Source organism: Candidatus Hikarchaeum yamanae, assembly GCF_009889665.1.
Lineage (GTDB): Archaea > Halobacteriota > Halobacteria > Halobacteriales > Hikarchaeaceae > Hikarchaeum > Hikarchaeum yamanae.
Genome location: NZ_WTZR01000001.1, coordinates 168752 through 192843, shown reverse-complemented (window position 1 = coordinate 192843; position 24092 = coordinate 168752). Strand labels below are relative to the sequence as shown.

Genomic DNA, 24092 nt, shown 5'->3' with positions numbered 1-24092 from the left:
ATAGTACCGAATCCTGCTTCTTCAAGTGCTTGGGCTTTTGAGGGGCCGACACCGGGGAGGTCTGTTAGTTTGAGATTGATTTCTTCTTTAGGAGGAGATTGTTCCTCTTTTTCCACTATTATTTCTTCTATAGCAGGGGCAGGGTCAGAATCATGTGTAGGTTCTGTAGGTTCTGTGGATTCGAGTGTTGGCGCCAATAGATCATCTATTGCCTCGGCTTCTGGACCAGATTCGGAGTCAGTTGATTCTTCTTCACCAGGAATTGTGTCAAGGATTCTGAAATCGTCGGGCAATTGTGCACCAGGAGGGATTATTTTTACATTTACTCCAATAGTACCTAGTTTGAGTATTGCCACTGATTGGCCCCGATCGACTATTTCTGCGGCAGGTTCACCATTATGTTTGATATACCCACGATTGAATTTTTCAACTCTGCCACGTGCCCCAGTAACTTTTCCGGATAAAACGATTTCAGCACCTAGTGCCCCTGATGACATAATTCGATCTACTGTTGTGTGACCTGCTTTTCGGAAATACCAGCCACGTTCCAATGCGTTGGCCAGTCTATCAGCGACTATTTGTGCGTTCAGATCAGGTTCGTTGATCTCTTGTACATCTATTTGAGGATCATCTAGATCGAAATTGGCTTTGAGAGCTGCAGTTATCTCACGTATTTTTTTGCCACTTTTCCCAATTACCATTCCGGGTTTTTCTGCTTTGAGTACGATTTGAGTCCCCATGGGGGTCTTAGCTATCTCCATACCCCCATAACCCGCACGTTGAAGTGTAGACTCTAGGTACTCATTTATTTGAGAGTTTTTCAGACCTTTTTCTATGAATTGATGTTCGTCTGCCATCTAAGAATCAGCCTCCAAAATTAGTTCAACATCTACTAGGGTTGTGTTCCAAGGGGTGGCACGGCCGAACGCCCTGGGTTTTCTGCCACGTCGGACTCCAACTCTATGCGCGGCTACATGCATTATTTTCATGGAGGGGGAATCTAGTCCTTTATTGTCTGCATTCCCCATAGCATTGGTTATTAAATTTAAGAATGCTCGAGAAGCCTTTTCAGGATACCTTCCGGCATCCCATCCGATAATATCCTTTCTATGCCCTACGCCACTATTATGAGTTCGGAAGGGAATAGATCGTTTCTTATCTATTACGTCTTCCAAATAGGAGACAGCATCAGACGTGGTCTTTCCTTTAATTGCCCGGGATATTTCTCGCGCGTGTTTTGGACTGATTGGTTGGTTGCGGATTATCGCCCTAGCGGTTGTGTTTTGGTCGGATTGGACTGAATAGTTGATTCCCATGATTTTATTTAAGTGGTACGAATTTTGAGGACCTGGTTGCACCTACACCAGCTTGTCCATGTTTAACCCTATTTCGAGTTAGTTGGAATTCCCCAAGGTAATATCCTAGCATATCTTCCTCAATTTTCACGCGTTTGAAGCTTTGTCCATTGTAAACGGCAAAGGTTAATCCGATGAATTCGGGTAGAACGGGCATATCACGAATATGTGTTCTTATGGGTTGGCTTGCGGTGGATACGGGATCCCTCTTACTCGCCTTTTCACGTAACTTTTCATGCTCCACTGAAAGTCCTCGTTTAAGAGTTCTTCGAGCTCTTGCAGGGAGTAATTCTGCTACCTCATCAATGCTAAGAGCTTGTAACTGTTCAGTTGTGTATCCACGATATGTGAATTCTCCTTCTTGGCCAGTGAGGTAATCTACCTTATTGTTCATCTAGAACCACCTCTACCAGTTCTTCTAGAAGCAATTGCACCAACTTTTCGTCCAGGTGGAGCGCCTCTTGCGACACTTTTTGGACGACCAGGGTGCTGCCTTCCACCTCCTCCGAAAGGGTGATCGCATGCATTCATTGCAACGCCCCTTACACGAGGGTATTTCGTGCCTCTTGCACGTAATTTATGGAATTTTTTACCAGCTTTAACAAATGGTTTTTCAGTTCTTCCACCTCCTGCTACGACGCCAATGGTTGCACGGCATCTAGGATTTAATCGTTTGATTTCACCAGAGGGTAATTTGACCATTGCAGCATGAACATCATGACTAATCAAAGTGGCACTTACACCACTAGATCTGACGAATTTTCCTCCATCACCAGGTCTGGATTCTATGTTGCAAACAGGAAGGCCTTCGGGTATTTCTGATAGGGGTAAAGTATTTCCTGGTTTTATTTCTGCAGATATTCCAATTGCGATGGAATCTCCAACTGCAATTCCTTCGGGGGCGAGGACGTAGCGGCGGTCGCCATCGTTGAACTCCACAAGTGCGACAGGGGCACTTCTTGCTGGATCGTGCTCGATATCAACTACAGTTCCTTGGACAGTATCAGAATCGGTTGGGGTAGATTTATGAGTAAGATTTGCTTTGTATTTATGAGAAGGGGCTTTGAAAGTGGAACTTCCAGAAGTCCCAGCCCTTCCACGTCTCTGTCCTTGAATTCTACGTCCCATAATTAGAATACCCCCACTCTAGATATTACATCTTGGGCGTCGTCTTCGGCGGATAATTGTACTGTTGCTTTTTTGGTTCCTTTCATTGTTATTTGAGTATTTACTTTAGTGACAGATACACCATAGTGATCTTCAACTGCTTGTTTGATTTCAGGTTTGGAAGCACTGAGATCTACTATGAATACTAATTTGTTTTCGAAATCGATGGAGTCCATTGTTTTCTCAGTTATCAGAGGGTAAAGTAAAACATTCATTTGTTTTCCACCTCTTTAATAGCGCTTTCAGTCCATACTGTTAATCTCCCAGCATGAGTCCCAGGTGCTAGATCTTCGGTATTAACTTCGCTAGCGGTTACTGCATCGACTCCAGGGACATTCTGTGCAGCTGAAAGTGCTTTTCCAGAAGTAACTAACAGGATAGATTTAGAACGTTTGTACTTTCTGCCTCTAGTTTTTCCTCGTCCTGCACGGACTTTTGGTGAAGCGGATCGGTCGAGATCGGAAGAGATCCCAATATTGTTGAAGACTTCGATGACTTCTTTTGTTTTTGTTAAATTAGAAAGATCATCAGTTAACACAATGGGTAAAGCGATTTTATCATCGAAGTTGTGTCCTCTAGAACGGACTAGGTCTACGTTTGCTGTTGCGGCAATGGCGCTTCGAATTGCCAATCGTCGTTCTTTGTCATTTATTTTTAAAGAATAATCTTTGGTAGATTTGGGAGGGTGACATCTTCTACCACTGTTCGTGTTTGGTGATTTTCTTCCTCGTCCATTGGATCGAGGAACCTGTGCAAGTCCACGTCCAGTACCTAAAGACACTGCAGAAGTTCTTTTCCCAGCAAATGGATCGGAACCATAAGGTTGTTTTCGGTTTGCCTGAGAGGCTACTACAGCTTTTTGAATTAAATCTGGACGATAAGGGGTATTGAAAGTCGAGGGAAGATCTACCGTTCCTTCTTTAGTTCCTTTAAGATTGAATAGTGTAGCTTTCATAGTAAATTATCCTTGATTTGATGCTTTGGAAATATGATGAATTTCAATGGGCGAATTAAGCCTATTTGGTCGTATTGCTGGTCGGAATCTCAATAGACGTTTTTGAGGACCGGGTAGAGAACCATGTACGAGTATATGCGGACCATTAACTTCTCCATAACCTACGAATCCACCAGATACAGATGCCTCATCTGCATTTCCGATAGAAACGAGACGTTTGTTATATTCTGTGCGTTGGTGGTAACCGGTTTGACCCTGTTGAGGTACAGTAGATCGTACGCGAGAGGGATTCCAAGGTCCGAGATTTCCGATACGTCGTTTGAACCCTTGGCGGTAGTGTTTCCCTTTCCGTTTTTGAACCCCCCAACGTTTGACAGGTCCTTGTGTCCCTTTTCCTTTTGTGATGCCTGATACATCAAGGTAATCGCCTTCAGAGAAAATATCGCTCACGTTGTGGATTCCGCCATCGTGTAAGAGATTAATTGCAAAATCCAATCGTTCAGAAATAGAGCCCCCACCAATTCTTGTTTCCATTAAATCTGGTTTTTTCTTCGGGACTCCAGATAGCGAAGATGGAAGGGTGTGAGTTATCATCCGTATGTCTTCGATTTTATTCTGATCAGATAATTCTCTTAGTGTTTTCTCCGTTTCATCTAATTTGGATTTTTTAGGAGGAGATAAAGATCTGCTCAATGTTTCATGATAATCGCCGACCCATGCTTCGGTTAAAGGATAGAGTCCATACGGGGTTTGTTCATATGCTCGAACGGCAATAGCATGCATAGGAGGGGTCTCAACGATGGTTACGGGGAATGTTTGTTCCATTTCAAAAAGAGGAGAATGTTGCTGATCATTTGTTGCAACTATGTGTGTCATTCCGGCTTTATATCCCGCGAAACCCTGGAGTCTCGGCTCATTGTCGCCTTCTGGCCATGAATTAAATCGCGGGACGTGATCCGCCGCGCGTTTCCGGGGGCCAAATGCGAGTGAACCTTTTCGAGGTCTATGCGTTCTAGGCATGATTGGTTGTGTGTTAGAGTGAAAACAATGCGAGAGAGGCTATCATTGCTTCTTCGGTTCGCACCGTTTCACTGCCTTGGTTTGGAATTGTATTGAGCCAACAATCGAACTTAGGGCCAGGGATATCTGGCTCAAGTATTTCTATGGGGTCTAACCCAAGAATCGTTGGCAAACCCCTGCCGGGGGCCCCAAATGCAACTGTCATTCCCTCCCGTTTTACTCGAGTAATAAGTCCATCGAGGTTCTTATTTTCGAGTAGAGTTCCATACCGGGATGCAGCGATTCTAATTCCCGCATCATTACATTCTAATGCAGATTCTAGATCGGTGTTCTCGACTAAGATTCCTGGTATAGAATCAGTTAATAGTCGAGCCCGGACTGGTTTTTCGGAGGATATTCTGACAGAAACGCGTTGTCCCTCTACAATATCCATATTAGTGGGGATTGTTAGGGAAATTGGGTTTTGCAGTCCACAAATTACCCAAACGCGATTATCAGGTCCGACCTGGGTTACTATTCCTTGTCTTAACGACTCTGAATCTTCTGATCCAGAGCCGGCCTGTGGTAAAATTCTAAGAGGTGGTAAGACTCCAGCATAAGCCAATTCTGGGCGCTGCCCCCATATTTCCTTGCGAAGATGTGGAGGAGTCACAGCGTATCCCAGAACGGTGCTGATAAATTCCATACCTAAATCGCCTTCACCAGGGAGGTCCGGAAAAATGCAAAGGCGATCTATGTTGAAAATGGCAGCCGCACGGGCTATGTAGCCAAGTTTCAGAGTCGCCATTCGCATATTCTCAGTTTCCCGAGTGAGCGAAGAAGGTATGAGAACTGTTCGAGTCATTGCATCGTCTTAGTTATCATACCACTAGACTGTAGCGATAATTTCTGATCTCCGCCCGTATAAGGGTGGCGCTTTGGTACACGCCATGTGCCGCAGTCGCATGGAAATACTATTTTAAGGTGGGTTTGAGAAAACTATGAAATTTGTTTTAAGAGTTTTGGGAGAGAGAAGGGGGAGAATCAGAATCATCGTTCGTAAGCTTTTTATGTATAACAAAGTTGACATTTGCTACTGGCGATAGTAGTGTAGTGGGATCACGTGACCTTGCCAAGGTCACAACCCGGGTTCGAATCCCGGCTTTCGCATGGAGAGGGGGGAAGTCTATTAATTATTCTGTAAAATGGATCGTCTATGGAAGACATATGCGATAACGACTGGAACATATGCCCCCATTCCCAGAAATATAGATATGCAATAGATAGATTGGAGCAAGGGTTCGGGAATGGGATGCCCTAGTATTTTTACATTGAAAGTGACATTGTGTTGATTTTGTAAATATCGCATATCTAGATAGACAAAAATGGCAAGAATAAATCCTATAATATTCAAAAATCTGCTTAAGTTTTGGACGGATTGTTGAGAGGCTAGAACTATGAAAGTCAATGTGAAAATAATTAAAATCGAATATAAATATCGATTGGAAATTGGAATGGGTTTCATCAATAGTACTTTTTGAGAGGGAGGGATATATATGTTGTAAATACAAAAAATAGTAATGAAAGATACTAATTCAGAAAAAGGAGGATTTTATAAAAAACGAAGGAAAGAAATTTCGGGGGAGGGAAAATCGATTCCAATAGGTTTTCAGGAGTTGGAACAGGAGGCAAAAAAGAAGCTTCGTCCAGGACCATATGAATATACGTCGGGGGGTGCGGGTGCAGAACAGACGATGGCTTCTAATAGAAGAGAACTTGATCGGTATCAAATTGTTCCTCGAATATTGAGGGATGTCTCAAAAATAGATATGGGAATTGAGCTATTTGGGAAGAAACTACCAACTCCACTAGTACTTGCACCAATAGGATCCCAAAGGATGTACCACCAAGATGGAGAGTTGGGTACTGCAAGGGCAGCGAGTAGACAGGATGTCCCGATAACATTGAGCACCTGGTCCTCTACACCTCTAGAAATGGTTGCAGAAGTCATGGGAAATATGACTAAATTTTTTCAACTATACTGGATAAATGAATGGGAAGTTACGGCGAGTTTTGCATCTAGAGCGGAAAAGGCAGGATATGATGCGATCTTCATCACGCTAGACGGTCAACGCGGGGCATGGCAGCCAAGATCCATGGAGACCAATTACAGTGTGAACAGTGAATGGTCCACAGATAAAGATGCCCCTAAGGCCATATTTCTTTCAGATCCGGTAGTGGCAGATGCATTAGGAATTGAGGTTGATAATTGGGACTCTGCTGATAAAAAAACAACTCAATTAATAAAATCTAAATATAAATATAATGATAGTCTCACGTGGGATGGTATTGAGAAACTTAGAGAAGTTGTAGACATTCCAATTGTATTGAAAGGGGTATTGCATCCCGAAGATGCAAAAATGGCATTGGACATAGGAGTGGAGGGAATAGTAGTGTCTTCGCACGGGGGGAGGCGGATTGATGGGGCAATTGGCGCCGCGGGTGCACTAGGAAGAATTTCTGAGGTAGTGGGTGGAGAGATTCCAATTTTATTCGACAGTGGAGTTAGGAGCGGAGCGGATGTATTCAAATCGTTGGCACTAGGGGCAACAGCTGTGCAAATCGGTCGTCCCTATGCATATGGACTTACACTTGCTGGAGAGCAGGGAGTCTATGAAATAATTGGGAATCTACTTGCAGAATTGGAGAGCACTATTGGTGTGGCAGGTTACAAAAACTTGAAGGAAGTTAGAGGGTCAAACGCATTGGCACAATATTCATGAATGTGGGAGTTACTTTAGAAATTGGTTTAGTAGATTTCTAGCCCGTTTTGCTGCTTCGGCAGCGGATTTGTCAAAATTATCCCCTTCTCCTGCAAAAATAATACTTCTAGAAGCACTAACCAATCCTGCGTTACTAGAACATAAACAATATTTTGCAGCGGACTCTGTATCTCCCTTCTGGGCTCCGATACCAGGGACAAGGAAGGGGAGGTCGGGGGTGAGGTTTCTTACACGTTGTAATTCATCGGGGTTGGTTGCACCAACTACGAGACCAACGTTGCCTTGTTCATTCCAACTGTTTGCAAGTAGAGCAACGTGTTCATAGAGATGCATTCCAGAAGATAATTTTAGATTTTGTAGATCAGACCCACCAGGATTGGAGGTTCGGCACAATATGAAAACGCCCGCACTATGTCTAGATAAAAATGGGCTTAGAGAGTCAATACCCATATAGGGATTTGCAGTTATTGCGTCTGCCATATCGAGTAATTTTGCATACTGGTGTGCCGTGTTTCCTATGTCTGCTCTTTTTGCATCTAAAATAACAGGGACTCCTTTTCCATGGGCATATGCTATTGTTTCTACTAAAGAATCCCACCCATCGGGATGTTCATAATAAGCTGCATTTGGTTTGTATGCAGCTGCGTAAGAATGGGTCGCATCAATGATACGTCGATTGAAACTCCAAAGTGGCAGATCTTCGTCTTGGAGGTGAGGAGGGAGGCGGGTAGGGTCGGGGTCGAGGCCTATGCATAAGATACTACCTATAGAATTAATCCGATTAGCAAGTAGTTCAAAGAAAGTCATTAAAGACACAATGTACGCCACACATTAGAAACATATCGGACAGATGTCGAGTGGGAGAGGAGAAGATTGTAAAACAAAATCAGGTGGATATTGTGTAAGTATTTTTATTGATTGATCAGAAAAGTCCGACCGCTTCATTTTAATATATCGCGGGATTCGATTGTTGTATGCAGTTTCAAGGCCGTTCGAAGAGAAAACGAACAGGTGGACGGTTGAGTTCTTTCCGGAAAAAGAGAAAATCAGAACTTGGTCGGCTGCCGGCAAATACCAATATTGGAGAGACGCGGAGACAAATATTCAATTCGAGGAGTAAATCACAAAAAGTTAGGGCATTGTCGGTTGACAAGGTCACCGTCTCGGATGGGGAAAAATCAATGACAGCTACCATAGAGAATGTAGTTTCGAATGCAGCTAATTTGAATTACGTCCGTCGGAATGTGATTACAAAGGGTGCAATAATAGATACCAGTGAAGGAAGAGCCAGGGTAACATCTAGACCCGGACAGACCGGGCAGGTGAATGCTGTTTTAGTCGGTAAAGACGAAGTATAAGTCTGCAGGAAATAATGAAAAATATATAGGAAGTGGGTTGTGGAAGAAGTAGATCTTAAATCTGAAAAATACGAGAAACATCGCGCTGCGGGGAAAATTCTTGCGGAGACACTTTCGGAATCGGTGAAGAGAATTGAAGTGGGTGTGACTCATTTGGAAGTGGCAGAGTTTGCAGAAAATAGAATTCGGGAATTGGGAGGAGAACCAGCATTTCCAGTAAATATAAGTATAAATGAAGAAGCTTCTCACTCGACACCGGGTATGGATGAAAAAACCAAATTCGGGGAGGAAATGATCTGCTTGGATATAGGAGTTCATGTTGATGGATGGATCGCAGATGCTGCCAAAACTGTGGATCTATCGGGGAATCCAAAACTTGTGGAGGCTGCAGAGGAAGCACTAAAAGCTGCGTTAGATTTGATAGAGCCCGGTGTGAATGTTGGAAAAATAGGAGAAGTAATAGAATCAAAAATTGATAGAATGGGATATAATTCGATAATCAACCTTTCAGGCCATGGTGTGGGCGAGTACGATGCGCATATAGGACCAAACATTCCTAACTGTGCTATTGAAACGGGAGTGGAATTGGAAATTGGAGATGTCGTGGCGATTGAACCTTTTGCTACAGAAGGAGGAGGAAAAGTAACAGAAGGTGGTAAAGAAGAGATATTTTCTTTAATTCAAAAGCGCTCGGTCAGGGGAAGAAGATCAAGAGAACTCGTTGCATTGATTGAAGATAGATATAAGACGCTTCCTTTTGCTGCGAGATGGGTGGAAGAATCACAAGGGAAAATTGCTTTACAGAGATTAAAAATGGCAAGAATTATTAGAGGTTATCCGGTTTTGAGGGAGCAAAAAAACAAACTAGTGAGTCAAGCGGAGCACACGGTGATTGTGACAAAGAATGGGTGCGAGATAACAACAGAATAGAAAAGAGGAGAGATAGACTAAAGCTTTCTCTGATATACTGCCATTCATGGACCAAATCTTTACCCCGTGGAGAATGGAGTGGGTTTCTAGACAGGATTGGAAAGAAATTTCTGATGGATGTGTATTTTGCGAAATATACAAAAAAGGGAAAGATAGGGAATTTGGAGTAATTGCTGAAGATGAATATACGTATGTTGTTTTGAATAATTATCCATATAATCCAGGGCATGTGATGGTGATTCCCAAGGAACATGTAGGATCTCCAACAGAACTGAATGAAGAGATGTTAGTTTCCCATTCCCGGCTAAAAGTGAGAGCATTAAAAGCGTTAGAAACTGCATTTAGTCCGCAAGGATTCAATACAGGTTTAAATTTGGGAAAGGGAAGCGGGGGTTCGATTAATGAGCATATGCATACTCATATTGTTCCAAGGTGGGAGGGGGATACTAATTTTATGCCGATTTTAAGTGATACTAAAATCGTCGTAGAAGGTATGCTAGAAACATATCGAAAACTGCACGCCGCATTTGCGAAGCAAGAGGGAGTCGAAAATAAAGGGGAAGAAAAATCAATTTGGGTTAGTGAATAGGTTGGAATTTTTTGCAAAGAGCCAAGTGAGGTTCATGCTGGGTCTTTATGTCTGAGGAGAGGCTAGATTGTTATTAAGAGGTGATATGCATGAATGATAGTGTGTTTAAAGAGGAACTATTTGAAGAAAAAAAAGTGTTTATAACAGGGGGTGCAACGGGGATGGGTCTTGGGTTCGCAAGATCTTTTTTAGAACATGGAGCAGATGTTTTTATAGCATCCAGAAATGCTGAACGATTAGAATTGGCATCGGAAAAATTGAAGGAACTAACAGGAGAATCAATACTGTGGAAGGTCATGGATGTCAGAGAAGAATCGAGCGTAGACGGAGCGGTGGATTTTATTGGGGGAGAATGGGGGAATATGGATATATTAGTGAACAATGCCGCGGGGAACTTTTTTTGTCCGATAGAAGACCTTAGTGAAAATGGGTGGAGAGCTGTTGTAGATATAGTACTAGATGGAACATTTAGAGTTTCCAAAAAATGCTTTCCTTTGTTAAAGAAAAATGGCGGATCAATTGTAAATATAATTGCTAATTATGCGTGGAATGCGGCGCCGTATGTTGGCCATTCTGGTGCTGCCAAAGCGGGTGTTCTCAATTTGACAAGGACACTAGCACTTGAATGGGCAAAGTACGACATAAGAGTGAATGCCATGTGTCCAGGAGTGGTATTGACAGAGGGTGTAAGAGATAATTTATTGAGAGATGAAGCGATAGTTAATAGATTGGAGAATAGCATCCCTATGGGAGGAATAGCTAGTGTGGAACAAATGGCCCAGCAAGTGCTATACCTATGTTCTCCTGCGGCAGGGGTGGTCACAGGAGAAGTACTAGTTGCAGATGGTGGACAATCATTGGTGGGGAATATGTTTTACGAGTTGGGAAAACAAATTTATAAAGAATGAAAATGAACTACACGGGTTCGGCGAACGCATAAACGTGTTCAGAAGAAACTATCTGCGACGGTATGAACGTTCCAGGGGTAATTCCATAATCTTCAAAATCCTTTATGATTACCTGGCGATATGCCTCATCCCTACACTTCATAGAGCCATTGGTTCCGGGCTCAACTGCAAGAAGAGTGTGGCGAGTTCCAATCATAGATCGGTATGCCTGGGAGGTTATTTCGAGTTTAAGTTGTGTCATCTCAGATGAACGTTGTTTTTTAAGAGTTCCCCCAAGACCTTTTAATTTTGCCGCATCAGTACCAGGGCGTTTAGAAAATCGTGTTATATTAATTCGTTCGGGCTGAACTTCTCGTATTAGGTTTAGTGATTGTTGGTGGTCTTCGGTTGTTTCGGTGGGGAATCCAACGATGAAATCAGTTGCTAGAGTCCAGTGATCTAGGTGTCGATTGAAAATAGATACAATGTCTTTAAATTCGTTTACCTGATGTTGACGCCGCATGTGACCTAAAACGGTATTAGATCCGGATTGTACAGGTGCATGGATAAAATCATAGAGCTTTTCGTGTTTAGAGAATACGTTGGCAAGGGATTCGCAGATTCCGTGGACTCCTTTTGGATTTGCCATTCCCAATCGGACACGAAAATCACCAGGGAGTTCGCAGATTTCGTCGAGTAATTGATCCAACAAACGCTCGCCAAGATCCCATCCATATACGCCGGTGTCCTGCCCAGTAACGCGGATTTCTTTTGCCCCTGCTTTTATTAGATTCTGAGCTTTGGAAATATTTTCTTCTATTGAAGGCGATTCTATCTTCCCTGTTGCTTTTTTCGTAATGCAATAAGAACAATCAGACATGCATCCGCGGGCGATGGGTAAGATTCCAATGACACCATCTATGATGGGGAGCGTGTCTCGTGTAGTTGTGGGGCATTCCCCATTTCCAACTGCCATAGGCACTTCGTCCCATCCACACACGCGAGCATTTATTCCAGATTCGTTGATGAGGTCGGGCTGTGCAAGTGCTAGGCATCCAGTAATGATCAGATCGGATACTAGAGGTTCTAATTCCCTTGCTCTAGACAGCATTGTTTGTTCGGTCTTTTCTATGACAGTGCAAGTGTTTAGAATTGCTACATCTGCGTATTCGGGGTTTTCGACTTTATGATGTCCTGCGTCACGAAGGAGCTGTTCAATTAGTTTGCTCTCCCCTTGGTTGGCGGTGCACCCATAAGTTTCGATGTGATACAAGGCCATTGTAATTAGATGTATTATCAGGGGGGACAAAAACACGACGGTATTCTCATAGTCGTAATGGCTTTGGGGTATCCGAAATAATAACGGGTATGGTATATATCCTTCCTTCAGATTTTGGAATTCCCTCGATCCCATATCTGATTGGGATCTTAATTTGTGCAGGAACAATTGCAATGGTTCTTTGGAAATATGAGATAAGAATCGATGAGGATCTCATTGTATCTTTGATCCCATGGATGGCATTTGGCGCGAGTTTGAGAGTCGTAGAAGTAGTAGGAGCAGGAGGAGATAGCAGACGCATTATTTCGTTCCTACTGGGGAACCCAACGGTATACATCACTACTTTTGTCATATTGGGCTGTGTCTGGTCGATGATTTTGCTCTTTAAAAAGGATCAAATTGCAGAAAAAATTCTGACTGTGAGTGGATTGATTGGGTTTGGCACTACGATGGTGGTTTTATCCAGAGAGGGATGGTCCAATCCAGCATGGTCGGTCGCAGGGTTAGTGGTTGCGTTGGTTGTTTCTATTTTGGTGTGGGAGGCGATAAAAAGAAAAAGTGCAGAGGTTCCAAAGGTGTTGGGAAGCACTGGTTTACTAGTTATCTTGGGACAGACTCTAGATGGGATATCTACGGCAATTGGGATTGACATATTGAATTTTAGGGAGCAGACCCCAATTTCCCAAATGATATTAGACATTGGTGCATCACTCCCCACTGTGAATATTATTGGCGTGAGTTGGTTGTTTGTATGTGTTAAGATCGTATTGGCGATTGCCCTAGTTTTTCTGTTTGTGGATTATACAAAAGAAAAGCCTTTGTATGCAAGAATTTTGTTAATAGTGATGATTGCAATTGGTATGGGTCCGGGAATGCATAACCTGATATTATATTCAGTAGGAGGATAGAAATAAGAATATGGGAAAACAGCCACACTTGCTCGTAGGAGAGGGGGAGTTGAATGAAATTGCATTATTACCAGGGGATCCTAATCGAGTGGGGATGATTGCAGCATTGGCGGATGAATATGAAGTTATTTCTGAGAATCGAGAATACAAAATTTGCAATATAGATTATAAAGGAAAGGGTTTAACCGTTTGTTCCACAGGGATTGGTTGTCCATCTGCCGCGATAGCCGTTGAAGAACTTTGTAAGGTTGGGGTGAAGAAAATAATCAGAGTAGGAACAACAGGTGCACTTCAAAGGGAGATTAAAACGGGGGAATTTATCATAGTTACAGGGGCTGCTAAAGAAGAAGGAACGACAAAAAGATATGAATCAGAAGTATACCCAGCAGTTTCGGATTATCAGGTTGTTTCTGCTTTGGTGAATGTGGCAAAACAACAGGATCATAAATTCCATATAGGTGCCATAGTAACCAATGATGCATATTATGCAGAGACGGAGGAGTATGTGAAAATATGGGAGAATGCGGGATTGCTATCTATTGAGATGGAGACTTCAGTTATTTTGACTCTTGCCAGGAGATTGGGAATAGAAGCAGGTTCCATACTCACAGTGGACGGAAATTTAGTAGAAGGATCTAAAAAGGGTGAAACAGAGGGAGGGGAATTTCCGAAAAAAATACGAGATCGTATTCAAGAAATGGGCCAGATAGCATTGGATGCGAGTTTATTACTTTAGGTAGAGTGAATCATCATGAAATGGAAACTTTTTGCCAATTTTGCAGAGATTGCAGGGGAGAGAGAAATTGAGATAAGAATGGAGAGTGTGGTCACAATTGAGGATGCGCTGGAGGATCTGTTCGATCAAATACCAAAGTTAAGAGAATTGGTGATGAATGAGCAAGGGGGAGTATTGAATCATGTTCAAGTGCTGTGTAATGGTGAAGAGATGAGAGGAGAAAAATTTTCACAAATGGCATTGGGAAATGATGATGAACTAGCAATTATTCCCCCTATGAGCGGGGGATAATAAATAATTAATCCCAAGGTCGAGAGGGTTCTGTAATTTCTCCTGCTAGAGAAATCTGCATTGACTTGGATGGGTCGTCTGTATTGGCAAGTGCCCACATTAATTTTACTTTTGCAGTTCCAGGGAGCATATCCCCGCCTTCAATTACACCAATGTCCAGCAAATCCCTACCTGTGTCGTAGACACGAGAGCAGACGCGGCCTTCGATGCACTGGCTTGTCATGACAACATGAGTTCCATTTTTAATAAGGGAAGAGAGGTGAGGGATGAAATCTGTGTGAATGTGGCCTAAGCCAGTTCCTTCGATTACTATACCAGACTTCTCTGAACAGGCGTCGAGTAGTTTGGAATCCATTCCGGGAGTATATTTGATCAATTCAACATTGAAATCTAGATCGGGTTTTAGAGAAGATTTTAATTCTCCACGTTTATGGTGATCCCTCCGGTAAGTAACGCTGCGAGTATCATAATTGACTTCCCCGAGAGGTAGATTTCCTATTGTTGCAAAGGCACTTCGCTTCGAAGTGTGATTTTTTCTTGCCCTAGTTGCTTGGTGGAGAGAGCAATGGTTATCGGAGTCGTTTGAGTGCATGCAAATTAAAACTTCAGCACAGGTAGATTTTGCGGCTTCGACCGCGCAAATTACATTGACTAGGTTATCACTAGATGGCCGGTCAGAAGATCGTTGGCTTCCTGTGAAAATTATGGGTACGGGAGTGCAAATCATAAAAGAAATCGCAGCTGCCGTGTATTGCATTGTGTCAGTACCATGCATGACTATGATACCGTCGACCCCTGCTTCTATTTCTTCAAATATTGCTTTTGCGAGATCCTGCCAAATTGATGGTGTCATATTCTCTGACAAAATATTAGCGACAATTTTTCCACGATAGTTGGCGAGACCAGATAGATCGGGTATAGATCGCAGTATATCAGTTACATCGAACTGAGAAGTTACAGCCCCGGTTCGGTAGTCGATAGTGGATGCGATCGTTCCTCCTGTGGTGATTAGAGAGATGGTAGGAAGGTTCTTATCGAATATGATATTTGAGACATCATCGGACTTATTTTCAGGGGGAGAAAATTGGGCAGAGTTTGGGCTGATAATTTCTACAGATGCCCCTTTAGAAGAGACCCCAACATTGTAACCTCCAGATAGTTTTAGGATTAGATATTGATCGTTTGTGGAAGGTAATAAGATTCCTTCATACGAAGAACCATTTTGGGAAACGCGGACGTGATCTCCGGGATTCATTTTTGATAAAGTCTCCAATCCATCAGATTATGTGGTAGTAATATACCTGAATCTTGAAAAGGATGTCTGATTAGTGTTATTATTGTGGAACATAAAGGAGTGGGACGGTTTTTATGTGAGCAATCGCTAATGCAGGTATGACTAATCATTACATTGTAGATAGTGATGCGCACTATTTGGAATCTTTACCAGAGCTAGCAGAGTATATTCCAGATAACAATCCGTTTAAACAGAGATTCAAGCGCTCTCCGGGCAAGATGTTTCCTTCATCAGGGTACCCAGATCACTACATGTATGGGAGGATACAACGTGATGAAGTAGGATATCTCAAGGGGCAGATGGTACCGGAAGATATTCCAACTGCAATGGAAATTGTTGGGGCAGATGCCATAGTTGTGATTACACAAAAAATGCTTGCTTTTGCACGTCTTGGTGGGGATGATGAAAGGCCAGAACTAATCTCCAATGCGTATGCAGATTATATGCTAGATCGGGTTGTGGATCCGAAGGAAGGAATATATGCATTGTTAGTGTTGCCATATCAAGATCCAGAGCGGGCTGTCGAGCTAATTGATAGATGTGGTAATGAAAAGGGATTTGCAGGGGCTTGTATGATCTGTGGAGGGCCAGAACCTCCATTTGGAAATAGAAAATATGATGGAATATATGAAGCCTGTCAAGATGCAAAATTACCACTAGTATTTCATGCAGGTGGCGCGAGTTTGGATTATTTCTATATCAAGGGTTATGAAAAATTTATAGAAACACATACACTTGGATTTTTATGGAGTAATATGTCCCAATTGGTAAGCATAGTGATTCAAGGGGTGGCAGAAAAATTTCCTGGTCTCAAAATTGTGTTCCAAGAGTCGGGGATATTATATGTGCCTTCATTGATGGCACGTCTAGATGCAGAATATCTTAAGCGGGCTTCGGAAGCACCGATACTAACAAAGAGACCATCAGAGTATATGTCTAAATTTTACTATGGGACGCAACCTCTAGATGAACCAAAAAGTGCAGAATATTTCCAGAAGGCGATAGAGGAATTAGGTGGGGCGAGTCAATTATTATATTCTTCAGACTATCCACATTGGGATTATGACCCTCCAAGTGCGATTACGAGTATACCTTTTTTAACAGAGGAGGAAAAAGAACTCATACTAGGAAAAAATGCTCAGAAGGTATTTGGAATATGACTGAAAAAATAAAGGTGTGCCATAGAGAAGAATTGGAATTGGATACTCGGAAAGTTATATCAGCAGAAAGTGGAAAAGAAATAGGAGTTTTCAATGTTGATGGGGAATACTATGCAGTGGAAAACGCATGTCCACATAGAGGTGGTCCGGTGTGTAATGGCCAAATACAGAAAGAAATCAAAGCGGAGTGGAGGGGACCTGGGAATAGAATTGAAGAGATCATATCTTCAGTTCCGACAATAGCATGTCCATGGCATGGGTGGGAATTTAAGCTTGAAACGGGAGAGCATATTGGGGATTCACAAATTTATGTGAAAACATATGAAGTGGTAGTAGAAGATGATAATGTATATGTAATATGCTAGTAGAATGATAGATGGATGAAGAGGCAGGAATTACCGGACGTACAGGCTACAAAACCTGAAATAGAAGTGGGGCTGAATAGAGTGGGCGTTAAAGGGGTTAAGAAACTCATAGAGATAGAAAGGGGCGGAGACAGACCATATGTATTGATGGCCACATTCGAGGCTTTGGTAGACCTACCAGGATTTAGAAAAGGGGCAGATATGAGTCGCAATATGGAAGTAATAGATGAGATACTTGAAATCGCGATTCAAAAGAGAACACTGAGGATTGAAGATATATGCAAAGTGGCTGCAGATTTATTGCTTGATAAACACACGTACACGACTCGTGCAGAAGTGAGTATGGAGGCCGAATTTGCCATTCGAGAAGAAACCCCAATGACTAAAAAGAGAACTCAGAATACTGCAATTATAATTGCAAAAGCGGTTTCTGAAGAGGAGAAAGGATATGAAGAAATTGGAGCGGTAGTGACAGGTATCACTGTGTGCCCATGTTCTCAAGAAATGATGTCCAGAAGGGCGAGAGAGAAGCTATCCAGTTTGGGACTGGGGGAAAAAGAAGTTGAGGAATTTTTAGAAGAAGTACCACAAGCTGGACACTCGCAAAGGGGGCATGCGACTCTCAAAATGGAGAGTAAAGATTCATCGAAAATAGATGTGATTGATCTAATCGAAGTGGCACGGGATAGTATGAGTGCAAAGATTTTTAATTTGGCTAAAAGACCGGACGAAGACTATATGACATATCACGCACATCTCAATGCTAAATTTGTAGAGGATTGTGTGCGCAATATGGCAAAGAAAGTGGTTGATAAATTTGAGCATCTGGATGATGAAGTGATTGTTACGATGAATCAATCTAATGATGAATCCATACACCAGCATGATGCCTATGCAGAAAGAATTGCGACAATGGGGAGTTTGCGGGGGGAAATCAAAAAAACATAACTATGGTAAGATATCGGTGGGTCATGTTATTATTAGTACCTTTGGTAGATATTTTTTTGTTAATCCGAGTGGCAGAAATGGTCGGCTTACTTGTAACGGCATCTGTTGTAATTATAACTGCATTTATAGGATTATTACTGGTTCGATCGGAAGGCACATATACAATACAGAAATTGCTCGGAAAGTTGGAAACTCGAGAGAGCCCAACTGATCAGATTATAGATGGAATTCTCATCATAGTGGCTGGAGTGTGTCTATTGACCCCAGGGTTGGTGACAGATTTAATAGGATTTATACTAGTATTGCCACCAACGAGATATCCAATACGTCTGGGAATTAAGGGAAGAGTGGAACGGATGGTTCAAAACAAATCTTCGTTTGGAGATAATATTTATATAATTAAAAAAGGAGAAAGAAAGGATCAGTATTAGCTGAATGGAGAAGATAAACTTTTAGCATGTTGACCCCCATCTCGAAACAGTAGATAGGTTTCGGGGCCCATAGCTTAACCAGGTAGAGCGCCACTCTGATAAGGTGGAGGTTCTCGGTTCAAATCCGAGTGGGCCCATTGTTTTTGTTCTAAATAAAAGGGTTAAGAAAATAGATCGATACAGAGGTTATAGTATGGGATTTGGCAGATTCAGGATCGGCGAGTATAGAAGGACGCAGAGAGATTCGGAATGACATTGAAACGCGTGTGCAGAAGTTATTTGACAGCATGGAAGAAATAGGCATACATGGATGAAAAAGGTGTTAAAAAAAATTTATCTAACGAAGAGTGGAAAGAAATTTTAACGAAGGAACAGTATCACATTTTAAGAGAAAAGGGAACCGAAGCTCCATTTAGTGGAGCACATCTGAAAACAGAAGGAGAAGGTATATTTACATGTGCCGGGTGTGGATCGAAGTTGTTCGATTCGTCGGAAAAATTTAAATCGGGTACAGGATGGCCAAGTTTTATGGATGCTATTGTAGGAAGTGTAAATTTGTGTTCAGATTTGAGCCATGGTATGAATAGAACAGAGGTCACTTGTTCAAATTGTGGAGGGCACCTAGGACACGTATTTGATGATGGTCCAAAACCGACAGGTAAGCGGTACTGCATCAATTCGTTGTCATTGGATTTTGAATAACATTTTTGAGGAAATGGAAGCACAAAGTAACGGAAAGTTAAAGAGTGGCAACGAAGGATAGGATGTAATGAGTATATTGGTACCAATGCCACTACTAGACGACTTTCTTGTCAATTATAATCTTGGCCAGGTGATATTGGCCATGTTCATCCTATCACTCCCAGTTGGGTTTGTCTTTGGATCTAGAAAAATAACGGGGATAAATGTGAGTATATTTGGGTTATTGCTAACACTTGCCCCGTCATTGGGGGGAGGGGATGTTTACTTTGGATATTTGGGGATTATTTTACTCGTGTTGGGGCCGATGATATATTCGATCGCGAAATGACAAACATATTCGAGTAAGAATTTCTTAAGATTAATTTTATTTGGCGAACATTGACATAGTAGAAATGCAAAGACGATTGTTTCTCTCGAAGGTATTGATGATCCCAATGGCACTAGTGGGTTGTATAGAGTCACAACAGGAGGGAGATGAATCAGAGGACAAAAGCGAACGTATTTTAGATCAGGAGGGGGGAGATAAGAGTATGGCAACAGAGGCTGTGTTACATACGACAAAGGGTGATATTAAGATAAAATTATTTGAGGATAAAGTCCCAAACACTGTTAAAAGTTTTAAGAAATTGGCAGGGATGGGGTTTTATGAGGATATTCAATTTCATAGAATAATTGCGAATTTTATGATCCAAACGGGATGCCCCTATGGGAATGGAACAGGAGGGCCATCGAATCTGGGGATTGAAGGGTATCCATTTGCCGACGAGTTCCATGAAGATCTAACACATCATAAAGAAGGAATGGTAAGTATGGCGAACAGTGGACCGAATACGAATGGGTCTCAATTTTTTATAACCCTAGTTCCGTGCGAATGGCTCGATGGAAAGCATGCGGTGTTTGGAGAAGTAGTAGAAGGAATCGAAGTACTTAGAGAGATTGGAGGGGTAGACACAGATCCACAAGATAGGCCTCTAGAAGAGATAGTATTGAAAGACGTGACAACATTTGGCTAACGAAAGTCATTTTTCTGGTAGAGAGTAAAGATATAAAGGGGAGGATAGCCAAGCCAGGCCAAAGGCGTCGGACTTAAGATCCGATCTCGTAGGAGTCCGCGGGTTCAAATCCTGCTCCTCCCACTATTGCAAATTGTCGAAGAGGCCAGGGAATTTTTTAGAAACTTTCTCGCGTAATTCAGGACTGACCCGGACAACTTCGGGATATTCATCACGGGCTTCATATAATTTCGTGGCGTCGATAACGACCCTAGCGTTATAGTATCCTTTTTCAGGAGATCCTCTACCACCTGGGTAAATGTAATCATAAGGAATAGGATCGTAACTGGCTCCCAGGGTGTAGTCTTCTATATGAATATCCCGGGGTGGGTGGACGCGAGTTCCAAGGGCCCAGATGACATCTGATTGGTCGAAAACGTCGACGTCTTCGTCGACAACGATGATGTATTTTCCCAAGAATACGTTCTGGGGCATTTGACTGACTAATTGGCCTACTTGTTTTGCATGGCCCGCGTACTCTTGTTTTATCGAGACTACGACCCATAGTCGGGTTGCTCCAGCGGGGTCGCACCAGACATCTTTGATGCCAGGTACACCCAACTCCTCGAGGGCGTTTGCTATGTTTGCGGCTCGAATTGGACACCTGAAATAAGTTTCTTCTGCAGGGGGTTTAGCAGAGGGAGAACCAGTCAAAATAGGATTATTTCGGTGGTAAATTTTCTCTACATCAACTACCATTTCTTCTTTTTCACCCCCTGCATAATAACCAAGAAATTCTCCATAAGGGCCTTCTAACCTGGTTTTATTAGGAGGGATATGACCCTCAAGTACTATTTCGGCGTTCGCAGGGATTGGAAGTCCAGTTAATTGGCTCTGTATAACTTCGACTGGTTTTCCACGCCACCACCCCACAAAATCATACTCACAGACACCATGGGGTATTTCGACAGATGATGCCCAATATAACTCGGGATTGACACCGCAAACAATTGCGACTGGGCACGGTTCACCACGATCGTGGTATTTTTCCATGTGTTCCCGGCCATGTTTACCACGAGAAGCCAGCATCCCTACCTCGTTTTTGGTGTGAATCATAGAACGATAGGTACCTACATTTACCCAGCCGGTGTCAGGGTCCTGAGTGATCACAAGATCGGCAGTTCCTATGTATTTTCCACCGTCTTTTTCATGCCATAATGGAGAGGGAAAGATGGTTACATCTACATCTTTTCCTTCTTGAATGTTTTCCAAAATAGGACCATTTTTGACTATTTTTGATGGAATTCCACCCCGAGTTTTTAGTTTGTTCTGAATTCCTTTTGTGGTTTCTTTTAAAGTGTATTTTGGATCAAATCCAAATGTCAATGCAATTCGAGAGGGGGAGCTAAGTATACAAGAAAGTACCCGGTAACCTGAAGGATATCCAGGGATGTTATCGAACAATACTGCTTCAGATCCAGGGTTGCTCTGATATACATCACTAATCGCACCGATATCCTCGTCAATATTTGCACCAGAGACCTTCTTTAGATCGCCTAATGCGTCTACAGCGTCGATCCACTCTCGTAAATCCGAAAATGCCATGGTGTTTCTGAAGCAGTTTGGGAAAATATCAATTATGATTTGCACAGTGGGAAACAAAGAGCAAAGCTCTTTTTCGGTACGTTTAGTAAGTAGCGTGTAGAATGGCGCTTCTTATAGACAATGAAACTGCTGAAAAAGTTTTGAATATTGCGGATGCTGTGGAAGTGATGGAAAATGCATTTATTCAATTGGGTAGAGGAGATGCAGCATTTCAACCTAGAACGGACGTTCTTTCACCGGTTGAAGGGAGGGGTGAATTGGATTATTATTGGTGGCACTCGCTCATCGGCGCGATTTTAGATCCTCCAAGACTTGCCTTTCGTTTTGTATCAGATGTATACAGTTGGAGGAGAGATAAGGACGGTAAACTGAGAGAGATACAGTATAATGTAGAAGAGGGAAAATCAATGGGTTTTGTTTTACTTTTTGATTCTACGAGTGGGGAAATACTAGGGTTATTAAATGATGAAGCGCTGCAACATGCGAGAGTTGGTGCTACAGCGGGTGTTGCTTGTAAATACCTCTCTAGAAAAGATGCAGATACTGTTGGAATAATTGGCTCGGGTGGCATGGCAAAAGTATATCTCGAATCGTTTTCTGCCGTTAGAGGGTTGGATCAAGTGAAGGTATATTCACCTACAGTTAGTCACAGGGAAGAGTTTGCAAACGAAATGAGTGCTCTATTGGAGATAGATGTTACACCAGTTTCTTCACCGGAAAAAGCAGTGAAAAATGCAGATATTGTAGCAACGTGTACAAACGCTGGTGCCCCGGTATTTCCGGAGAATTGTGTTTCAGAGGGGATGTTTTTAGTTGATACTAAAAGTAATGAGGTATCTTCCAATTCCGAGTCCATGTTTGACAAGATCATAGGGACAACACGGGAAGCATATCTTGCGTCGGAAGATTACGTAGTTGGGCAGAAAAATCTACTTGAAAAACACAAAAATCTTCATGGTAAAAGGGGGTTCGAGATGAAAGATTATGATACCCTAAGTGAAATAATCCAAGATCCATCAAAGGGGAGAAATGGAGAGGGAGAATCTATTTATTGCAATAATCGATCTACTGGCATCCAATTTGCGGCAATTTGTGATCTAGTTCATCGTCGTAGTGTAGAAGAAGGACTTGGAATTGGAATTCCTAGTGATTGGTTCCAACAAGATCTAGATCGATCGTACTCATAGAATCGTGTGCCACGAGCACAACTATTTAATGATATTAAGGACGTTCGACCAATTCAATTATATTCCCGTCTGGGTCGCGTAGATTGGCAATTTTAGCCCCACTATCTACAGGAAGTGGAGAACTTATGAATTCAATATCGCCAGAAAGTGTAGAATACCAATCATCTATGTTCTCGATTTGAAAGCACAAATGTGCCAATCCGACATCGTGTATAGATGAAGAAGGATTTACATTAGTGTTTGGAGGACTAGAATATTCTTTCAATTCAAGGGAAATGCCGTCGTTTTCGAGGAAGGCTATTTGAGCATTGACACCGTTTAAACCAAGAAGGCCATCTTGTGAATCGCTGGCTTTGAATCGTTTTCGTTCCGAAAATCCAAAGTGAGTACAGTAGAAATTAAGAGACAGTTCTATGTCGGATACATTTAATCCGATATGATCGAGAATTGCGGTCATAAATGAAGAGAGAAGATATTAGATTTTAAACTTATCTTTATAGTGAATTGGAGATACTTTTGATTGCTAGTTGGGCCATATCAGCAGGAGGAAGGGTAGCGTCGATTCGAACAAACCGGTCGGGATGTTTAGAGATAACTTGTTCATAGCTATCATGAACCTTTTTTAGGAAAGAAACTTGTTCAAATTTATTGGTAGATCCACTTCTTTTTGCCCCTAATTCAGGGGAGAGGTCAAAATAGAGGGTGAGATTAGGAAGTATGGTCCAGGGTTGATGGATTTGTTCTATATAGGATAAAGGGTCTTTGAGAATGCCATCTAAAGAAGCAGATTGGTAAGCATACCGAGAGTCTATATAACGATCAGATATGACTAGTTTTCCATCAGTTAGTGCGGGGATAATAGTGGTTTGAAGGTGATAGGCATGATCTGCCATGTATAAGAATAATTCTGCTAGAGGGTCAGCAGTAGTTGTTTTGATTGATTTCTGTACTGCTTCTCCGTACCAGGAATCGGTCGGTTCTAGTGTGTAGACGGCATCGGGATAGACTTCTTGAAGAGCAGAAATTATAGTGGTTTTGCCACTTCCATCAATTCCTTCAAGAGTGACTAGCATGGTTTTGATTGATTCTGAAAAAGGTTAAATTTTGGGAAAGTGGAGAACGAGTTGGAAAGGTATTAATTATACCAGAATAGGAGGTATAAGTGAGTAAA

General features: G+C 42.3%; 31 protein-coding genes and 3 tRNA genes. 19 read left to right on the top strand and 15 right to left on the bottom strand.

What is annotated here, in order from left to right:
• The 8 genes from ACM9H2_RS00995 to ACM9H2_RS00960 form a co-directional block, all read right to left on the bottom strand.
• Window positions 1-857: 30S ribosomal protein S3 (locus tag ACM9H2_RS00995; RefSeq protein ID WP_415487269.1), on the bottom strand; the 857-nt coding region annotated here is incomplete at its 3' end.
• Window positions 858-1316, bottom strand: a complete 459-nt coding sequence (locus tag ACM9H2_RS00990) for a 50S ribosomal protein L22 (RefSeq protein ID WP_415487267.1) — start codon at window positions 1314-1316, stop codon at window positions 858-860. It lies immediately after the preceding gene.
• 4 nt (window positions 1317-1320) lie between these two features.
• Window positions 1321-1749, bottom strand: a complete 429-nt coding sequence (locus tag ACM9H2_RS00985; protein WP_415487266.1) for a 30S ribosomal protein S19 — start codon at window positions 1747-1749, stop codon at window positions 1321-1323.
• Complete coding sequence (locus ACM9H2_RS00980; protein ID WP_415487264.1) at window positions 1746-2483, bottom strand: 50S ribosomal protein L2; 738 nt, start codon at window positions 2481-2483, stop codon at window positions 1746-1748. The genes ACM9H2_RS00985 and ACM9H2_RS00980 overlap by 4 nt, the downstream gene beginning before the upstream one ends.
• A 2-nt stretch (window positions 2484-2485) precedes the next feature.
• Window positions 2486-2737 carry a 50S ribosomal protein L23 gene (locus tag ACM9H2_RS00975; protein WP_415487262.1) on the bottom strand — a complete coding sequence of 84 codons (252 nt, stop codon included), beginning with the start codon at window positions 2735-2737 and terminating at the stop codon, window positions 2486-2488.
• Window positions 2734-3477, bottom strand: coding sequence for a 50S ribosomal protein L4 (gene rpl4p / locus ACM9H2_RS00970; protein ID WP_415487260.1), 744 nt, complete (start codon window positions 3475-3477; stop codon window positions 2734-2736). Before rpl4p ends, ACM9H2_RS00975 begins: the two co-directional genes overlap by 4 nt.
• Window positions 3478-3483: 6 nt before the next feature.
• On the bottom strand, window positions 3484-4497 hold the full coding sequence (locus tag ACM9H2_RS00965) for a 50S ribosomal protein L3 (protein WP_415487258.1): 1014 nt from the start codon (window positions 4495-4497) through the stop codon (window positions 3484-3486).
• Window positions 4498-4510: 13 nt separating this feature from the next.
• Window positions 4511-5341 carry a putative RNA uridine N3 methyltransferase gene (locus tag ACM9H2_RS00960; protein WP_415487256.1) on the bottom strand — a complete coding sequence of 277 codons (831 nt, stop codon included), beginning with the start codon at window positions 5339-5341 and terminating at the stop codon, window positions 4511-4513.
• Between the two features lie 234 nt (window positions 5342-5575).
• On the opposite strand from ACM9H2_RS00960, the gene ACM9H2_RS00955 reads away from it, so the two are divergent.
• A tRNA-Gly gene (locus tag ACM9H2_RS00955) sits at window positions 5576-5646 on the top strand.
• A 19-nt stretch (window positions 5647-5665) separates the two neighbouring features.
• On the opposite strand, the gene ACM9H2_RS00950 is transcribed toward ACM9H2_RS00955, so the two are convergent.
• The gene (locus ACM9H2_RS00950) at window positions 5666-6001 is read right to left on the bottom strand and encodes a hypothetical protein (RefSeq protein WP_415487254.1); all 336 of its coding nucleotides are present in this window, start codon (window positions 5999-6001) and stop codon (window positions 5666-5668) included.
• Window positions 6002-6056: 55 nt separating this feature from the next.
• On the opposite strand from ACM9H2_RS00950, the gene ACM9H2_RS00945 reads away from it, so the two are divergent.
• Window positions 6057-7259, top strand: a complete 1203-nt coding sequence (locus ACM9H2_RS00945; protein ID WP_415487252.1) for an alpha-hydroxy-acid oxidizing protein — start codon at window positions 6057-6059, stop codon at window positions 7257-7259.
• Window positions 7260-7268: 9 nt separating this feature from the next.
• Here ACM9H2_RS00945 and pyrF read toward each other — a convergent pair whose 3' ends face one another.
• A complete protein-coding gene (gene pyrF, locus ACM9H2_RS00940) occupies window positions 7269-8066 on the bottom strand; it encodes an orotidine-5'-phosphate decarboxylase (RefSeq protein ID WP_415487250.1) in 798 nt (265 codons plus the stop codon).
• A 167-nt stretch (window positions 8067-8233) separates the two neighbouring features.
• On the opposite strand from pyrF, the gene ACM9H2_RS00935 reads away from it, so the two are divergent.
• From ACM9H2_RS00935 to ACM9H2_RS00920, 4 genes are all read left to right on the top strand, one after another.
• Window positions 8234-8617, top strand: coding sequence for a 30S ribosomal protein S8e (locus ACM9H2_RS00935; RefSeq protein WP_415487248.1), 384 nt, complete (start codon window positions 8234-8236; stop codon window positions 8615-8617).
• A gap of 39 nt (window positions 8618-8656) precedes the next feature.
• Window positions 8657-9547 (top strand): type II methionyl aminopeptidase, encoded by an 891-nt coding sequence (gene map, locus ACM9H2_RS00930; RefSeq protein ID WP_415487246.1) that lies wholly within the window; start codon window positions 8657-8659, stop codon window positions 9545-9547.
• Between the two features lie 46 nt (window positions 9548-9593).
• Entirely contained in the window at window positions 9594-10136 is a 543-nt protein-coding gene (locus tag ACM9H2_RS00925; protein ID WP_415487244.1) for an HIT family protein, read from the top strand.
• 89 nt (window positions 10137-10225) lie between these two features.
• Window positions 10226-11044: an SDR family oxidoreductase gene (locus ACM9H2_RS00920; RefSeq protein WP_415487242.1), complete on the top strand. Its 819-nt coding sequence runs from the start codon at window positions 10226-10228 to the stop codon at window positions 11042-11044.
• A gap of 7 nt (window positions 11045-11051) precedes the next feature.
• Here the strand turns inward: ACM9H2_RS00920 and ACM9H2_RS00915 are convergent, their stop codons facing one another.
• On the bottom strand, window positions 11052-12302 hold the full coding sequence (locus ACM9H2_RS00915; RefSeq protein WP_415487240.1) for a tRNA (N(6)-L-threonylcarbamoyladenosine(37)-C(2))-methylthiotransferase: 1251 nt from the start codon (window positions 12300-12302) through the stop codon (window positions 11052-11054).
• Between the two features lie 89 nt (window positions 12303-12391).
• Between ACM9H2_RS00915 and ACM9H2_RS00910 the strand changes: the two genes are divergently transcribed.
• The 3 genes from ACM9H2_RS00910 to ACM9H2_RS00900 are packed head-to-tail and all read left to right on the top strand — an operon-like array spanning window position 12392 to window position 14237.
• A complete protein-coding gene (locus ACM9H2_RS00910; protein ID WP_415487238.1) occupies window positions 12392-13210 on the top strand; it encodes a DUF63 family protein in 819 nt (272 codons plus the stop codon).
• Between the two features lie 10 nt (window positions 13211-13220).
• Window positions 13221-13946: a nucleoside phosphorylase gene (locus ACM9H2_RS00905; RefSeq protein WP_415487236.1), complete on the top strand. Its 726-nt coding sequence runs from the start codon at window positions 13221-13223 to the stop codon at window positions 13944-13946.
• Window positions 13947-13961: 15 nt separating this feature from the next.
• Window positions 13962-14237, top strand: a complete 276-nt coding sequence (locus tag ACM9H2_RS00900; protein ID WP_415487234.1) for a ubiquitin-like small modifier protein 1 — start codon at window positions 13962-13964, stop codon at window positions 14235-14237.
• Between the two features lie 7 nt (window positions 14238-14244).
• Here the strand turns inward: ACM9H2_RS00900 and gatD are convergent, their stop codons facing one another.
• Window positions 14245-15492, bottom strand: coding sequence for a Glu-tRNA(Gln) amidotransferase subunit GatD (gatD, locus tag ACM9H2_RS00895; protein ID WP_415487232.1), 1248 nt, complete (start codon window positions 15490-15492; stop codon window positions 14245-14247).
• A gap of 137 nt (window positions 15493-15629) precedes the next feature.
• On the opposite strand from gatD, the gene ACM9H2_RS00890 reads away from it, so the two are divergent.
• From ACM9H2_RS00890 to ACM9H2_RS00850, 9 genes are all read left to right on the top strand, one after another.
• Window positions 15630-16691 carry an amidohydrolase family protein gene (locus ACM9H2_RS00890; protein ID WP_415487230.1) on the top strand — a complete coding sequence of 354 codons (1062 nt, stop codon included), beginning with the start codon at window positions 15630-15632 and terminating at the stop codon, window positions 16689-16691.
• Complete coding sequence (locus ACM9H2_RS00885) at window positions 16688-17056, top strand: Rieske (2Fe-2S) protein (protein WP_415487228.1); 369 nt, start codon at window positions 16688-16690, stop codon at window positions 17054-17056. Before ACM9H2_RS00890 ends, ACM9H2_RS00885 begins: the two co-directional genes overlap by 4 nt.
• A 15-nt stretch (window positions 17057-17071) precedes the next feature.
• The gene (gene mptA, locus ACM9H2_RS00880; RefSeq protein ID WP_415487226.1) at window positions 17072-18004 is read left to right on the top strand and encodes a GTP cyclohydrolase MptA; all 933 of its coding nucleotides are present in this window, start codon (window positions 17072-17074) and stop codon (window positions 18002-18004) included.
• 2 nt (window positions 18005-18006) lie between these two features.
• Window positions 18007-18435, top strand: coding sequence for an FxsA family protein (locus ACM9H2_RS00875; RefSeq protein WP_415487224.1), 429 nt, complete (start codon window positions 18007-18009; stop codon window positions 18433-18435).
• A gap of 63 nt (window positions 18436-18498) precedes the next feature.
• Window positions 18499-18572, top strand: a tRNA-Ile gene (locus ACM9H2_RS00870).
• Window positions 18573-18741: 169 nt separating this feature from the next.
• Window positions 18742-19137, top strand: coding sequence for a peptide-methionine (R)-S-oxide reductase MsrB (gene msrB, locus ACM9H2_RS00865; RefSeq protein WP_415487222.1), 396 nt, complete (start codon window positions 18742-18744; stop codon window positions 19135-19137).
• Between the two features lie 67 nt (window positions 19138-19204).
• Complete coding sequence (locus ACM9H2_RS00860) at window positions 19205-19465, top strand: hypothetical protein (protein ID WP_415487220.1); 261 nt, start codon at window positions 19205-19207, stop codon at window positions 19463-19465.
• A gap of 202 nt (window positions 19466-19667) precedes the next feature.
• A complete protein-coding gene (locus ACM9H2_RS00855; protein WP_415487279.1) occupies window positions 19668-20150 on the top strand; it encodes a peptidylprolyl isomerase in 483 nt (160 codons plus the stop codon).
• Between the two features lie 38 nt (window positions 20151-20188).
• A tRNA-Leu gene (locus ACM9H2_RS00850) sits at window positions 20189-20273 on the top strand.
• On the opposite strand, the gene ACM9H2_RS00845 is transcribed toward ACM9H2_RS00850, so the two are convergent.
• Entirely contained in the window at window positions 20274-21734 is a 1461-nt protein-coding gene (locus ACM9H2_RS00845) for a UbiD family decarboxylase (protein ID WP_415487218.1), read from the bottom strand.
• 101 nt (window positions 21735-21835) lie between these two features.
• On the opposite strand from ACM9H2_RS00845, the gene ACM9H2_RS00840 reads away from it, so the two are divergent.
• Window positions 21836-22921, top strand: a complete 1086-nt coding sequence (locus tag ACM9H2_RS00840) for a hypothetical protein (RefSeq protein WP_415487216.1) — start codon at window positions 21836-21838, stop codon at window positions 22919-22921.
• A gap of 34 nt (window positions 22922-22955) precedes the next feature.
• On the opposite strand, the gene ACM9H2_RS00835 is transcribed toward ACM9H2_RS00840, so the two are convergent.
• On the bottom strand, window positions 22956-23378 hold the full coding sequence (locus ACM9H2_RS00835) for a VOC family protein (RefSeq protein WP_415487214.1): 423 nt from the start codon (window positions 23376-23378) through the stop codon (window positions 22956-22958).
• 37 nt (window positions 23379-23415) lie between these two features.
• Window positions 23416-23994: a dTMP kinase gene (tmk, locus tag ACM9H2_RS00830; RefSeq protein ID WP_415487212.1), complete on the bottom strand. Its 579-nt coding sequence runs from the start codon at window positions 23992-23994 to the stop codon at window positions 23416-23418.
• Window positions 23995-24092 lie beyond the last annotated feature (98 nt).